Source organism: Gilvimarinus sp. DA14 (assembly GCF_024204685.1).
GTDB lineage: Bacteria > Pseudomonadota > Gammaproteobacteria > Pseudomonadales > Cellvibrionaceae > Gilvimarinus.
This window is the reverse complement of the sequence record NZ_CP100350.1, coordinates 2,083,486-2,098,582: the sequence shown is the minus strand read 5'-3', so window position 1 is coordinate 2,098,582 and position 15,097 is coordinate 2,083,486. Positions and strand designations below refer to the sequence as shown.

General features: G+C 52.9%; 8 protein-coding genes. 4 read left to right on the top strand and 4 right to left on the bottom strand.

Annotated elements, in window-relative coordinates; genetic code table 11:
- Positions 1-177 precede the first annotated feature (177 nt).
- Positions 178-5,325 (top strand): di-heme oxidoredictase family protein, encoded by a 5,148-nt coding sequence (locus NHM04_RS09225; protein WP_254263503.1) that lies wholly within the window; start codon positions 178-180, stop codon positions 5,323-5,325.
- A gap of 335 nt (positions 5,326-5,660) precedes the next feature.
- Here NHM04_RS09225 and NHM04_RS09220 read toward each other — a convergent pair whose 3' ends face one another.
- Together NHM04_RS09220 and NHM04_RS09215 are read right to left on the bottom strand one after the other, a co-directional pair.
- Complete coding sequence (locus NHM04_RS09220) at positions 5,661-6,806, bottom strand: AraC family transcriptional regulator (RefSeq protein ID WP_254263502.1); 1,146 nt, start codon at positions 6,804-6,806, stop codon at positions 5,661-5,663.
- Between the two features lie 206 nt (positions 6,807-7,012).
- The gene (locus tag NHM04_RS09215) at positions 7,013-8,743 is read right to left on the bottom strand and encodes a diguanylate cyclase (protein ID WP_254263501.1); all 1,731 of its coding nucleotides are present in this window, start codon (positions 8,741-8,743) and stop codon (positions 7,013-7,015) included.
- Between the two features lie 94 nt (positions 8,744-8,837).
- Between NHM04_RS09215 and NHM04_RS09210 the strand changes: the two genes are divergently transcribed.
- Positions 8,838-9,413 carry an MliC family protein gene (locus tag NHM04_RS09210; RefSeq protein ID WP_254263500.1) on the top strand — a complete coding sequence of 192 codons (576 nt, stop codon included), beginning with the start codon at positions 8,838-8,840 and terminating at the stop codon, positions 9,411-9,413.
- Positions 9,414-9,504: 91 nt separating this feature from the next.
- Positions 9,505-10,305, top strand: coding sequence for a hypothetical protein (locus tag NHM04_RS09205; protein ID WP_051083982.1), 801 nt, complete (start codon positions 9,505-9,507; stop codon positions 10,303-10,305).
- An 86-nt stretch (positions 10,306-10,391) separates the two neighbouring features.
- Here NHM04_RS09205 and NHM04_RS09200 read toward each other — a convergent pair whose 3' ends face one another.
- Both NHM04_RS09200 and NHM04_RS09195 read right to left on the bottom strand, forming a co-directional pair.
- Entirely contained in the window at positions 10,392-10,814 is a 423-nt protein-coding gene (locus tag NHM04_RS09200; RefSeq protein ID WP_254263499.1) for a hypothetical protein, read from the bottom strand.
- 92 nt (positions 10,815-10,906) lie between these two features.
- Positions 10,907-12,481, bottom strand: coding sequence for an arylsulfatase (locus NHM04_RS09195; protein WP_254263498.1), 1,575 nt, complete (start codon positions 12,479-12,481; stop codon positions 10,907-10,909).
- Between the two features lie 316 nt (positions 12,482-12,797).
- Between NHM04_RS09195 and NHM04_RS09185 the strand changes: the two genes are divergently transcribed.
- The gene (locus NHM04_RS09185; protein ID WP_371872537.1) at positions 12,798-15,089 is read left to right on the top strand and encodes a tetratricopeptide repeat protein; all 2,292 of its coding nucleotides are present in this window, start codon (positions 12,798-12,800) and stop codon (positions 15,087-15,089) included.
- The last annotated feature ends 8 nt before the right edge of the window (positions 15,090-15,097 follow it).

Genomic DNA, 15,097 nt, shown 5'->3' with positions numbered 1-15,097 from the left:
GGGTGACGACTCTTGTGTGAGCTGCCGTTATGTTAAACGCTCAAAGTGGGTGCGCCTGGAGGATTTTACCTTGTTAGTGCGTCATTACTGATCAGGCGTAACGCCCCGCAAAAGTGCGAATGGATTTCACTCATTTTCAGAATAAGGGATAACAATAAGCAACCCTGGAGACGTCAAATGAAAACAGGTTATCGGCGCGTGCGCAGCCGTCCACCGTTAATGGCAGGAGCCGTTCTGGCGACTGCTTTACTTGCAGCATCCACACAGGCCCAGCAAGTCGGGCAACTGCTGTGGGAAGATAATTTCAATTCTTTAAATTCCGATCACTGGAATGTAGTGACCGGTAACGGTTGCCAACTCGGGCCGAATTTATGCGGCTGGGGTAACCAGGAGCTGGAAAACTATCAGGCCGATAATGTCTCGATTGAGCCTGTACCGGGCGAGCCCGGTAACTCGGCGCTGGTGTTTGAGGCGCGCGCCGAAACAGTCGATGGTAGCGCGTTTACCTCGGGTAAGCTCGACAGTCAAAACGCGGTGGCCATTCAGTACGGCATGATTGAAACCCGTATTCGCGTGCCTAATTTGGATACGGGCTTGTGGCCCGCCTTTTGGTTACTGGGTACCAGTACCGCAAGCTGGCCCGCCAAAGGCGAAATCGACATGATGGAGATGGGCCATCGCCAGGAGGAAATTGATAAATTTTACCCCGGCACCAGCGTAAATAACTTTGTCGGCGGTAACGCGATTTTTTACGCCGAGGGCGCCTGTGTTGAGGGTAACCCGACGTGCGCGGCCATGTCTGCGTGGGAGACCGACAACGCCTATGTGTCGTCTACCCCCATGAACGACCGGTTTATTACCTATCGGCTGTATTGGACCGAAGACGCCCTGCGGTTTACCGCGGTCGATAACGGCGTTGAATACGATATGTACGATGCGCCCATCGGCATTACCGAAGAGTCTGAAGAATTTCGTGCACCCTTTTATTTACTGATGAACTTGGCTGTTGGCGGTAACTTTACCGACGCACTGCAAAACAGCGAAGTGACGGCACCTTTGCCGGCCAAGATGTACATCGATTACGTGCGTGTGTACGAGTACGACGGCCAGGGTGAAGTTATTCTGGGCAACACATCGCAGCCCGAGGTAGGCACCTTTGGGGTGTTTACCGACAATACACCTACCAGCAATAAACTGGAGGTGGGTTCTAGCTCCGATGTGTATATCTGGAGCACGGGCTCTCTTGCCGGGGGCAGTGAAGCTCCTGCCGAGGGCAGTAACGTGATCAGCTGGGATTACACCGCACCCGGACAGTGGTTTGGCGGTGGTATTCAAGCGCGCCAAGCGGTGAACTTAAGTAACTTTGAGAACGGTCAACTGACGTTCCGTATCAAGGTACCCGCCGATGTTTCTTTTAAAATTGGTATCACAGATACCTATACCAATGAGCACTACATCAGTTTCCCCGCTGGCGAAACCAAGTACGGCTTGGTACGCAACGGCCAGTGGGGCACGGTAACCATTCCGGTTGCTGACCTACGTGGCTCACTGGTGGCGATGCAGTCACTGTCGTACCCCTTCGTGATTTTAAATGGCGATGATGCCTTGCCAAGTGCCAACTTCTCCATTGCTATCGACGATATTGTTTACCAGGGCGGTGGTGATGCCGCTGACGACGACGGTGATGGCGTTGCGAATCAGAACGATAGCTGCCCCAATACGCCTGCAGGAACCAGTGTTGATAGCTCTGGTTGCGCCGTGTCGGTGCCGACGGACTCTGATGGTGATGGGGTGAACGACAGCGATGATGCCTGCCCGAATACTCCGGCAGGCGCGAGTGTGAACGCCCTGGGTTGTGCCACCAATAGCGTGCGTTTACAGGCTGAGGATTATCAGAGTTATTACGATGCCGATGCCGGTAACAGCGGTGGCGCTTACCGTACGGACGATGTAGACATTGAAGCCAGTTCCGACACCGACGGCGGTTACAACGTGGGTTGGACGACGGCTGGCGAATGGCTGGAATACTCCACTGATTTGGCCGCGGGAACCTATGAGATCACCGCTCGTGTTGCTTCGCAGGACGGCGGCGGTGCCTTGAGTGTTGGCATTAACGGAGCCTATACAGCCAGTCGCAGCATCGATAGCACTGGGGGTTGGCAGAGTTGGTCGAGCGTAAGCTTGGGCACGCTTGATGTCGCGGCTGGCAGCGCCAATGTGCGTGTTAACGTCGACGCGGCGGGCTTTAATCTCAACTGGATTGGTCTTGAGCGGATGACGGTCGATACCGACGGCGACGGAGTTGGCGACGCCAACGACCTGTGTCCGGCGACGGCCGCAGGCAGCAGCGTTAATGGCGCAGGCTGTGCGACGGCAGGTGTGCAGTTGCAGGCGGAAGACTACCTCAATTACTACGACACCACCCCCGGTAACGACGGGGCCGTTTATCGCAGCGATGATGTGGATATCGAGGCGACCACGGACACCGGCGGGGGCCATAACGTGGGCTGGACGGCCGCCGGTGAATGGCTTGAGTTTAACGCTGAGCTGGCCGGTGGCACCTATGAGGTGACCGCACGCCTGGCTTCTCAGGGGGCCGGGGGCAGTATCAGCGTCAGCGCGAATGGCGCCTCAACCGGTGCAGTATCGGTGGGCGATACCGGCGGTTGGCAGAGCTGGACAACCGTAAACCTCGGATCAATCACTGTCGCCAATGGTGTGGCAAATGTTCGCCTGAATGTCGAGAGCGCCCCGTTTAACGTGAACTGGCTGGCCCTAACACCCGGTACCGGCGTGAGTGATAGTGATGGCGACGGTGTGAGCGACGGCGCGGATGCGTGCCCCAACACCCCGGCAGGCGCCAGCGTGGACAGCGCGGGTTGTCAGGTGTTTGGTGACAGCGATGGCGACGGCGTTACAGATGACAAAGATCTGTGTGCCGGAACGGCTGCGGGGTCTCAGGTTGATGCCAGCGGTTGTGTGATAACCAACAATAATGGCGGTGGTGGTAGTTATGGCGCCACCGAGCAGGCGGGCGGCGCCGTTGAGTTTTATCTCAATACGCCTGATTGGGCTGATTTGCACTACACAATTAATGGCGGCGGCCAAGTGAACGTCGCTATGGTTCAGAACGCCGGTCGCAATAGTTACTCTGTGAGCGGTTTAGCCAGCGGTGATGTAGTGGAGTACAGCTTCACCTACTGGGATGCAAACTTGGGAGGCGCTGTGGACTCACCTTGGGCCAGCTTGACTCTGGGTGGCGGTTCTAATCCAGACCCAGACCCCGATCCGGACCCGACCCCCACCGACAGTGATGGCGATGGTGTTGTCGATGGTCAAGATCAGTGCCCAGGCACACCAGCTGGTACGAATGTGGATGCCAACGGCTGCGCGGTGACCTTGACGCCCGGTGCTCAAGTCGTGCCTTTGTTTGATCAAAATACCCCCCTTGAGCCGGTGATCAGTTACGACCGCGGCGACGCCTTGGTCACGCGTTTTGCCGACCGCGCTCGCGATCGACACGCTAAAGAGAACCACTTCCAGGCCTACGATCATTACCTGACGTTCTATTGGGAAGATCGCACCGCTGCCATCGAAATTATCGACTACGTGGCGAAAGGCGGTGACTCCATTCGTATGAATGTGCGCACCGAGTTCAAGTTGTCCGATACCGAAGCGGAAAACCGCTGGTGGTATGAAGGTTTAAACACCTTGGCGCAATACTGCGGCAACGGGGTGATGCAAACCAACGACAACGTGAATTACTGGAAAGAAGAAAGCTGGAACTGCCGTGAAGGCCGCCCAATCCAAGTGGGCGATAAGCTGGAATTTGAAATCAGCCAGTTCCTGGATGCGGGTGTACCCCGTGGCCGCGCCAATTATTACGGCACCACCTACCTGTACATTGTGGGTGAAGGCTTAGTGCCCTGGGATGTAACGGACAAGGTGGAGTTTGTATCGGGCAATTATTTGCAGCGCGATTCCATACCTGTACCCGAAAAAGCCCGCATGGGTGGTGATACAACCCTTCATGTGCAGATGACTGCCGAACCCGATGGCCACTTTCAGCAAATGGCAACTAACTTGGGCTATGAAAACGGTCAGCCCTTTGTGTTGGGGCGTCGGGTGCATCACACCTCGTTTGTCGATGGCAGCCACGACGAAAATGCGGAAAATGGTGTTTTTGCGCCCATGGTGGGTCAATCGGATACGCACTATATCCACGAGCGTTGCTCGGGTTGCCACGTACGCAACGGTCGCGCCTCGGTGGCCGATGACGACGAGCCACTGGATCGCTGGGTGTTTAAAATTGGCGATGCCAATGGCAACCCCGACCCGCTGCGTGGGCGTGTACTCCAGCCTGCCAACGCCGGGGGTGTTATGGGCGAAGGCGCGGTGGCCATCGACTTTTGGACCGAAGCTGGCGGCCTGCGCTCGCCTAACTATGTGTTCGATACCGGCACACCTGAGGCCTTCTCGGCGCGCTTGGCACCTAATTTAAATGGTATAGGTTTGCTCGAGGCCATCCCCGAGGCGGATATTTTGGCCATGGAAGATCCTAACGATGCCGACGGTGATGGTATTTCGGGCCGCGCTAACCGTGTGACCGATCCTGAAACCGGGCAAACCCGCCTGGGCCGCTTTGGTTACAAGGCAGGTACCGCCAGCGTTAAGCATCAGGTGGTGCAAGCGTTTAACACCGATATGGGTGTAATGACCAACGCTATGCCTAGCCCGGATTGTGGTCCCCAGCAAAGCGACTGTGGTCCATCGGGTGCGGAAATCGATGATACACATGTGGACAACCTAGTGAAGTATGTCTCGCTGCTGGGCGTTCGGCCGCAGCGCAACTACGATGACCCGGCGGTGTTGAGCGGTGAGCAGACCTTTGCGCAAATCGGTTGTACCGATTGCCACACGCCCACGCATCAAACCAGCCAGTATCATCCGTTGGCGGAGCTGCGCGATCAAACCATTCGCCCTTATACCGATATGCTGCTGCACGATATGGGGCCTGGCCTGGCTGATAACTTAGGTGAAGGTGAGGCCAGTGGCAGTGAATGGCGTACCGCGCCCTTGTGGGGTGTGGGTTTATCGGCCTGTGTGACCGGTGGCGTGGCGGGCAACCGTGGTTGGGATGCGTTCGGCTTGGATGGCTATGAATATTGCACACCCGACGCCAACTTCCTGCACGACGGTCGCGCACGTACTATCGATGAAGCCATACGTTGGCACGGCGGCGAGGCGTTAGCCTCTAAGCAATCTTACGATGCGCTTTCGGTTGGTGCTCGCAATAACTTGCTGGCGTTTATCGAATCCTTGTAAGCGTTGCGCCCTGGTGCGTCCCACTTAGTTTTGTTGAAAGTGAGGCGCGCAGGGCTCTCTGGAAACTGGCTGAAGACCAAAAACAAGCGGTGCCAGTTTTACAAGGTGGGACGATCGTAAAGAAAAAGCAGGCGATAGTGATCGAGTGAATGTATGGGCAACCGGGTAACCGGATTACGTTCACGGTATTGACAGTTTGGGCTTGGTTGCCAAGTCCCGTCAGGTGACTGTCATAGCGAGTCTGCGAATATAACTGACTCTCCTTTCAGCCCTCCCGTTCGGGAGGGCTTTTTTATGTCTGCTTGTACAGCGAGCACTGATGCTGCGTTCTGCGTTCAGGCGCTTTTTTTCTGAGTCTGCTGCTTGCGATATTCCGATGGCGACATGCCCACTAAGCGTTTAAAGAAGCGATGGAACGCAGACTTACTGTTAAACCCGGCCTGCAGCAGAATATCCAGAATAGTCATATTGCTATGGGCAGGGTCGGCGAGCAGGCGCTTGGCTTCCTCCACCCGGTAAGAGTTCATAAACTCAAAGAAGTTGGTGCCAAAGTGCTTATTAATCACTCCCGAGACGTCGCGCACCGGCAAGTCGATGCGGTTGGAGAACTCTTCAATATTCAGGTTCTGCTCCAGGTATAACTGCTCTACCTCCATGCCTTTGCGGACTTTATCAATCGCGCTGTCGTCGGGTTGCTCCGGTAGGACCTCTTTACTGGCGATCGGCTTGGTGGTCAGTACCCGATGGGCATAGGCGGCGCTGTAGGCGAAAAGTCCGTTAATCAGCACAAAGATAACGTAGTTTTCGGATATGCCTAAGTAGTTCGACATTTGCTCTGAGACGAACTGCGCGCTGATATGAACAAACAGCGAAAATGCCCAGCTGAGCAAAAAACCAATCGTTAGTACGCTAAGCCAGCCCGGCTCACTACTGGAAATGGATGAGTATTGATCTTTCAGTGACTGGTAATAGTGGCGCACCAAGTAGACGGAAGCTAGGCCGTAAATAAAGGGGATGACCTTAGAGCTGTGCCAGAGAAAGTTGACCACCGCGGTGGCGGTATCCGTCTGGCCCTCGCTGCGCCAGCGCATGGCATCGCTGTCTAAGCCAAACGCCAGTAACAACAGCCAGCTAATGGCCAGCGGTGCTAAGTGCAGCAGGTGTACGCGCTTGAGCTTAAATTCTTGCTCGGTGAGCGAGGCAACGTAAAAGTACAGCGCTGGCCCCTTGAGCAAAGTGGCTAGCATTAACAAATAGGGAATAACTTTCAGGTCAAAAAAGTCCGTGGTGTGGACCATATCGTTCCACAGCAGCAGCACGCACCCACTGTGAATACTGGTGGATAGCAAAAAGCTGATCAGCATAGTGCTGGATAGGTGGCGGCCGGTGGGGAGCGCCCACTGAAACAGCGCCAACATAATGCATTCGATGATCGTCATAAACAGCACGACATCGTGAAAATTGAATATATATGCTTCCATAGGATGGCTATTTTTATAATGAAGCTGCGGCTTTGCGGGCGAAGTGTAAGGCGCGATGGTAAATCGAGGCTACTGGGCCTGCATAAAACAACAGTCTTGGTTTGAGTCAGGGTTTAGAGAATTTTTATTATAACGTTTTCAGTATAAGCAATAAGAATATTGAGGCAATCATTATTAGTGACTTCGGCCTATCGGAAGCGCCGAAGTCAGCTGCCTGGTGGTTGGTAGACATGGTTCTGATTGCGCCCGGCTGCTTTGGCCTGGTACAGGGCCTCGTCGGCGTGGCGCATCATCTCCTGGGCACTGGGTTGCCATTGTGGGTTGGAAACCTCGGCGATGCCGCAGCATAACGTGTGCGCAATTTCGTGATGGCGATAGCGGGTTGGCGTGGCAGAAAATTCTTGTCGAATTCTCTCGGCAATGGCAAGTGCTCTGTTTTGATCTGCCGCGCGCAACAAAATGGCAAACTCTTCGCCGCCGTAGCGGGTTACCACATCTTCTTCACGACAGCTGCGTTTTAACAGTTGTCCCACCTCGCGCAGCACCTGGTCGCCGGCGTCGTGACCATAGGTGTCATTGATAGCTTTAAAGTAATCCAAATCGATCATAATCAAATACGATGGACGGGTATCCTGCTCTGGGCTGGACTTGCTCTGCTCAAATGCCGCCTGCAGGCAGCGCCGGTTACCGAGGCCGGTGAGCGGATCTTCATTCGCCAGGCTCAGAGCCTTTTGCCTATCCAGCTCTAGGCTGACCAGCCAGGTGGCCATGCCGATCATTAAAAACATGCTTTCCAGCATACTGGCGGTTTGCACCATAAGTAGGGGTGTCATGCCCCAGGGTAACCACTGGGTGGCGGCGCTGATTATGCTGGTAATGAGCCCGGCGGCGTAGAGCAGCCAGGCAAGTAGGCTCCAAAAGGCATAGCCTAAGCCGCGTCGCCACACCACCGCACTGGCCAGGGGAATAATAATACCCAGCACCACCAGCAGCGCAAACGACAGCACCAGCACGGGTAAGTAAAACCCCGCAAGGCGTATGGCAGCGGTTACTAACGCCACCCACTGCACAGCGTTGAACACCCGTAAAAGCTTCGGGCTTAAGTGCGCCAGTTGGAGAAAGTTTTTACTGAATTGCAGCGCAAAAAACACAAATACCAAGTAGCTAAGGTGAAAGCCCTCGTTGTGCCAGTAGACGGCCTTGGGCCACAGCCACTGAAATCCCAAACCGTTGAGTGGCAGCCACATCAGTGCCGTGGCGAGCAAAAACAACGCATAGTAGAGCGCGTTGAGCTGGCGCAGCATAACGGCAAACACCAGAGACATAATCACTAAAATTGCCAGTGCGCCGTAGAATATCCCCAGGGCGGTGTAATCGCGTTGCTGCAGCTGGCGAAACTCGCGCTCATTGAACAGGCGAAATCCCAGCGTGACCGAATCCGGCTTTTGGTTATAGGCTTGCACGTATACCTGAGTCTGGGCTCTGGCGGGCAGCTCTATGGGCGCCACCAGGGTACGGTGATCAATTGCACGGGAGGCAAAGGGCTGGCGGTCCGATAGCTCGATACTTCTAAGCGAACCATCCGCCGCTGAATAGATTACATTGAGGTTATCCAAATAACTGGTTTGGCTTACCAAAAAACGCACTTGCGGGCGCTCTGTCGAGTTGGCAAGGGTAAAACGGATCCAATAATCCCGGTTGCTAATACCCTGGTTCATCTGAGCGGCGTTAAAGCTTTGCCATTGCGCAGCGCTTTCGGCCTGCTCCAGATTCAGTCGCTTTTCTGAGCTCAGATACTCAGCATCGAGCTCGGCCAGGTTCTGCGCCGCCTGCCCCATGCTGCTGGCTATTAGCATGGCCAGCAGGAAAACAATTGCAGCTGGCCATCGGGTTAGCCGAAGGCCGTGAAGTGTTAAGTATTGCACTTTGTTGATCATTTTGGCGGAGAAGTTCTCCTAAGTATAAACATAGACTCACACTCAGTGGCTATAAATGCTATAAATCCAGACGGACAGTTATGGAGATCTTATTATGATGAAATATTGGATGGTCAGCGGCCTGCTGGCGCTATTGCTCGGTGGCTGCAGTCCGGAGCAACCGCAGCAGACAGAATCGGCTGCCAGCACGGGTCTGGCAACGGCCGAGGAAAAAACGCCAAGCTATGGGCCCGAGAGCTGGAAAGATATTATCCCTGCCTCATGCAGGCATTTTTTTGATGGTTGCAATACCTGCACTCGCGCCCCGGATGCAGAGGTGGCTGCCTGTACCCGCAAAGCCTGTATGACCTATAAAAAACCGCGCTGCCTGGACAGCGAAACCGCTGCGGCCGAATATCAGCAGACGGATTACCAGTGCCAGGGCGGCGAGTCGTTTAAAGTGTTTCGCGGTGAATATCGCGCCGGTGACATGCGGGTAAAACTGGAGGCGGATGAAATTTGGCTCTCGGATACGCAAACGCGCACCGCGCACCGAATGCAAAAAGTACCCAGCGCTTCGGGAGAGAAGTACAGTGACGGCAGTATTACATTTTGGGCTAAAGGGGCAGAGGCAATTGTGCAACAAGACGACAAAATTTTGTACAAAGCTTGTACTCCCAGTGCTAATTAGAGTTGTTGCTTTAATCCGTCGTATTGCGCCTGTATGATTTTAGTGCTCAGGTAAGTTTTTTGTTTACATTTTCAAGGGAAAAGGAAACACGATGAAAATTCAACTAGCGGCTACAGGCGCTTTGTGCGCATGGGCATGTTTCTCTGCGACTGTCATGGCAGCTGAAGAAGGAGAGGTTCAGGATATGTCGGACCCGCTTGCCATTTACACTCAGGTGGGGGCGGGCATTACCGATAAAGGCCTAAACCTCAAAGTGGGTCAGTCCTATGATACCGGTAGCCCCACGACAGCGGGCATGAATTTGATTGAAGTAAAGGGAATTTACGGTGATGCATTGGGGTGGCGAGATGAAGATATCACCACCGATTCTGTCGATTCATTTCGCTTTCGTAATTTTACCGTGGATGTGACTAAAGGCCGTGGTAAACAAATAGACGCTACGGTTAACTTAAAGCAGAACCTGGTGGCGGAAAAGTCGGCTGATATCTCTTACGGTATTATGCAGGCTCTGCCCAAAATGGGACCGGTTAATTTATACCCTCTGGTGGGCGCTGGTGTATCCATGGGGGAGAACGCAATAGAAGACGATGGCTCTATCGATAGCGGTTATTCGATTATGGGTTTCTACGGTTTGGCCGGTATGTACGCCAAGCTGGCCATTACCGATAAAATTTGGATTAACTACAACCCGTTTTGGTTAACGACCATCACAGGTTCTGACAATTACGAAGACAACTACTACGGCCGCGACAATGGCGATATTCTCACCCACGAGTTCGCGCTCAGTTATCAAATTACCCCGCGTTTTAATGTTCGCTATTTCGCCAATTGGAACGAGAATGTCGACTTTGACGATGGCGATCAGCGCATCGAGTTTAACTATCAGCTGTAATAGTCACCGGCGATAAGGCTGTTGCCATAGATAGACATTGCTCTTACCTCTGACAAGGAAGTTTGAGGTAAGGGTGATTCCACGCCTTATTTGCGCAGCTTATCGCGAAAGGTTTTGTTTTGCTCCATGGTGTTGTGCCAAAGAAACAGCAGAACACACACCAGCAGCCCCACAAAGGCGAATAAGACTCCTACCCCAATCTCAAACTCTGATGGAAAGTATTCGATAAAATAGCGCTGCGCTGAGCTTAGATTTTGCTCTCCCAGCTCTCGTAAGTCAATCAAGTGGCCCTGCATGACCTTCAGATTGAAATAAATCACCCGAAAAACAAACAGAGAAAAAAGTAAGTACAACAGACTGACGGCGCCCACCAAGATAATGTTTAAATGACGACGCGCAATATGCGACATGGCGATCAGGCCGAAGGTAATGCTGACCCAGAACTGCATAATGTCCCACATTCGGTCCAGGGATTCGCTGGTTAGATAAGAGATCTCAAACTCTGTCATTTCATTTTCCTAACCAATAGGCAGAAACAAAAAAGCCCTGGCTTTGTGCCAGGGCATTACAGGCCTTCTAAGCGTTAACGCTTAGTGAAAACTCAGTTACGAGGTACTGTGGTTTCCAGGTTTTCCAGGCGCTGCATGGCGTCTTTCATCTCGAAAGTTTTGTAGCTGATATTACTCATGCTGAGGCTTGAACCCGGCTGGAAGGGGTACTCAGGAATGGTTTTCAGAAATTTAGCTACTTCCATCTGAATGGGTACAAAAATCCACATGGTGTTTTCCGCATACCACTTCAGGTACATTTCGGACTCCAAAGCTCCTTTTTGATAAGGATCGGCACGCAGATTAATAACCAGTGGCCAGGCGGGCGTTTCACGAGTGGCGGTGTTGATACCACCTTTCAACGTCGCGAAGTGCACTTTCCAATCCTGGTAACGTACAGCGTTCAGCTCGCCAGTAGCGCCAAAGTAAAAAATCTCTTTGCGAGGCGCTTCGGCTTCACCTTTAAAATAAGGCATGAAGTTGTAGCCATCGGGATGAATCTTCCACTTTTTGCCGTTGGCGCGGTAGCCTTTCTTCAGCTTGTTGACCAAGTCGGGCTCGCCTGCGGCGGCGGCGAAGGTAGGCATCCAGTCTTCGTGAGAGATGATGTCGTTGATCTTGGTGTTGGGCTCAATCACACCAGGCCAGCGAACAACTAGAGGAATACGGTGGCCGCCTTCCCAGGTGGTGCCTTTCTCACCGTGGAACGGGGTGGTACCGCCGTCGGGCCAGCTGATGGTTTCGGCACCATTATCAGTGGAGTACATTACGATAGTATTATCGGCAATGTTCAACTCATCCAGTTTGTCCAGTAGTACACCAACGGTTTTGTCGTGCTCAACCATACCGTCAGGGTAAAGGCCAATGCCGGTGGTGCCCACAGACTCTTCCTTCAGATGAGTCCATACATGCATGCGGGTGGTATTCATCCATACAAAGAAAGGCTTGTCTTGTTTAACCGCGCGATCAATAAAATCCAGAGCGGCTGACAAAAACTCTTCGTCCGCAGTTTCCATGCGCTTTTTGGTCAGCGGGCCGGTGTCTTCAATTTTGCCATCGGCGGTTGAATGCAGTACGCCGCGAGGGCCAAATTTTTTGCGGAACTCTGGGTCTTTAGGATAGTAATAACCTTCTGGCTCTTCTTCTGCGTTCAGGTGGTAAAGGTTGCCGAAGAACTCATCAAAACCGTGATTGGTGGGCAGGTGCTTGTCCTGATCACCCAAGTGGTTTTTACCAAACTGACCAGTGGTGTAACCCTGTTCTTTCAGAATGTCACCGATGGTGGGGGTCCAATCTGGGATGCCGTGATCCGAGCCTGGCATACCGATGGTTAAAAGACCGGTCCGGAAGGGGTGTTGACCTAAGATGAATGATGCGCGCCCGGCAGTACAGGACTGCTGCGCGTAGGCATCGGTAAACATAGCGCCTTCGTTGGCGATACGGTCAATATTCGGGGTTTGGTAACCCATAATGCCGTGGTTGTAAGCGCTAATATTGTGAACACCGATATCATCGCCCCATATCACCAGAATATTGGGTTTGTCGGCAGCTTGGGTGGCGGCGGATGCGCCGAGGGTGAGTGCGGTCAAAGCGACTAGCTTCTTCCACTGTGCTTTAAATGTAAACACGATCTAACTCCTTTAGTTGTGGCAGGCTGGCAGATTAATCCACAAACATGTGTTTACAGATTATATCGCCTTGTCTGTAAAGTAGGGGCACCTATGTGGTACGTCCGTACCTTGGAACAGGATCACTGAGTATATAACCTAAATTGTTGCCCGCCCAAGCTATCTACCACTTTTTTTATGTTCATGGTGGCGTCATCAAACTATGTTTAGGGGCTGCAATTTCTTTCGAGATAGAGCAGTTGCTATTTTTACCCATGTAAGCTGTGCCAGAATACGCCTACCGTGATTAGTACAAAGCAGTTATACGAGGCAGAGCGTGGCGTTAGGAAGACAGAAGAGCCCGGTACATTTGGGCAGTAGAATCATTGGGCTGCTGGCAATCTGGTTGGGAGGATTAAGCGGGTTAAGTTACGCACAAGATCCAGTCTCAGAATGTTCAGATTGCCATCAACAGCAAGTTAATGATTGGCAGAGTTCGCATCATTTTCACGCCATGGAGCCCGCGACGGTGGGTACTGTACTTGGTAACTTTAACCAGCAGTCGCTGCCTTATCAGGGGAAAATTGCAAGCTTTTCCCAGCGCGGCGACAAGCTGTTTATCTCGATGCCGGGGCTGGACGGTAAAGAGCAGGAGTTTGCCGTTGCCTATACCTTCGGTTACCAGCCTCTGCAGCAATATATGTTTGATGCGGGCAAGGGTAAATATCAATTTTTCCCCTTCGCGTGGGACAGCCGCCCTAAAGATGACGGGGGCCAGCGCTGGTTTGTATTGCACCCTGAACAAACTCCAAGCGACGAGTTTCACTGGTCCAATATGGGGCAGAACTGGAACCAGATGTGTGCCGATTGCCACTCCACAGACTATCGCAAAGGCTTTGATTTAGAGAGTCAGTCCTATAATTCTACTTACTCGGCAGTCAACGTTTCCTGCGCTGCTTGTCATGGCAGTGCGGAAAAGCATTTACAGTGGGCGGCGGGGGATAAATCTATCGCTGATAAAGGCTACAGTACTTATATTGGTGCTAAAACTGCGCTGTTTCGTGAAAATGATCAGGGCTTAATGCAGGCCATTGCCAAAATTAAACCCAGCCAGCAAGTTCAGGTCTGTGCCCGTTGCCATTCGCGACGTGCAGCCTTTAATGACAGCTCGGCGCCAGATGATTATCACCATACTTATCAGCCTGCATTAATCACCGCAGGCTTGTATCACGCCGACGGGCAAATCTGGGATGAAGATTATGTCTGGGGCTCATTCTTGCAAAGCAAAATGCACGAGGCCGGTGTCACCTGTACCAACTGCCACAATCCGCATTCGGGGCAGCTTAAGCTGCCCGGTAATCTGGTATGCACCCAGTGTCATACACAGGAAACTTACGAGAACAAAAAGCACCACGGCCATGTGCTGGGCACGAGTGGCAGTGCTTGTGTGGACTGTCATATGCCCGCTACTACTTATATGCAGATTGATCCGCGCCGGGATCACAGCTTTAAAGTGCCCCGCCCGGATTTAACCCAAAGCCTTGATGTGCCTAACGCCTGTAACGGCTGCCACACCGATAAAACTGCAAAGTGGTCTGAGGCGCAAATTCGCCAGTGGCACCCGGACAGCGAAATATTGGGTGCTGAGCATTTTGCCACCGCCTTTTATAAGGGCGATACCGGCGCCGCTGACGCCGGGCAAGAACTGACTAAAATCGCCCAGGACCCGCGCTACCCGGATATTATTCGCGCTTCTGCTCTGCATCGAATGGCTGCCACCCCCGGACAAAACGCAGTGGTCGCTATTGTGCGCGCGGTGCGGGACCAAGACCCGTTAAAGCGTCAGGCAGCCATTGAGGCGGCATCGGCTTACCCTGCGCCAGATAAGTGGCGCATGCTCAATAGCTTGTTGGATGATGCACATCTGCCGATTCGCGTCGAGGCTGCACGCTCGTTAGCGCGTATGCTGGTGCAGCCACCCGAAACCGCACTGTCCGAAAAGGACAAGGCGCGACTTAACCGAGGGCTGGAAGAGTATCGTGAGGTTCAGTTGTACCAGGCCGACCGCGGCTTTGCGCATACCAATTTGGGTAATTTGGAGCAGGAGTTGGGGCGAGCGAAAAACGCTGAAGCACATTATCGCAAGGCGATAGAGATTGAACCCATTTTTATGCCGGCCTATGTCAACCTAGCTGACTTATATCGCCTGCGTCAGAATGAAGAAAAAGCGCAGCAAGTGTTACGACAAGCCTTGCAAGTAAACGCCGAAGCAGCCTCGGTGCATTACTCTATGGCGATGAGTTTTATCCGCCAGGGCGATAAACAGGCGGCATTGCCCGAGCTGCAGGCGGCGGCAAATGCGCCGGATACCAGCGCTAACTTTATTTACACTTACGGCCTGCTATTGCAAGATTTAGGGCGTTTAAATGACGCGGTAGTACAGTTGCAAAAAGCTTATCATTTGGAGCCAAGCAACCCGGATATCAGTTACACATTGTCGCAATTGTATGTAAAGCTACAGCAATACGACCGCGCATTGTTCTATGCTAAAAAGCTAAACACTCTGGTGCCAGGCAATCGGCAAATTCAGCAAATGGTGCGACAACTGCAACAGCAGCAAAAGGATTGAGGTTGAAA

Excerpts from the sequence above, each read along its gene's own strand:
- NHM04_RS09225 (WP_254263503.1), top strand. The coding sequence starts at position 178 with ATGAAAACAGGTTATCGGCGCGTGCGCAGCCGTCCACCGTTAATGGCA.
- NHM04_RS09220 (WP_254263502.1), bottom strand. The coding sequence starts at position 6,806 with ATGGAAGCATATATATTCAATTTTCACGATGTCGTGCTGTTTATGACG.
- NHM04_RS09215 (WP_254263501.1), bottom strand. The coding sequence starts at position 8,743 with ATGATCAACAAAGTGCAATACTTAACACTTCACGGCCTTCGGCTAACC.
- NHM04_RS09210 (WP_254263500.1), top strand. The coding sequence starts at position 8,838 with ATGATGAAATATTGGATGGTCAGCGGCCTGCTGGCGCTATTGCTCGGT.
- NHM04_RS09205 (WP_051083982.1), top strand. The coding sequence starts at position 9,505 with ATGAAAATTCAACTAGCGGCTACAGGCGCTTTGTGCGCATGGGCATGT.
- NHM04_RS09200 (WP_254263499.1), bottom strand. The coding sequence starts at position 10,814 with ATGACAGAGTTTGAGATCTCTTATCTAACCAGCGAATCCCTGGACCGA.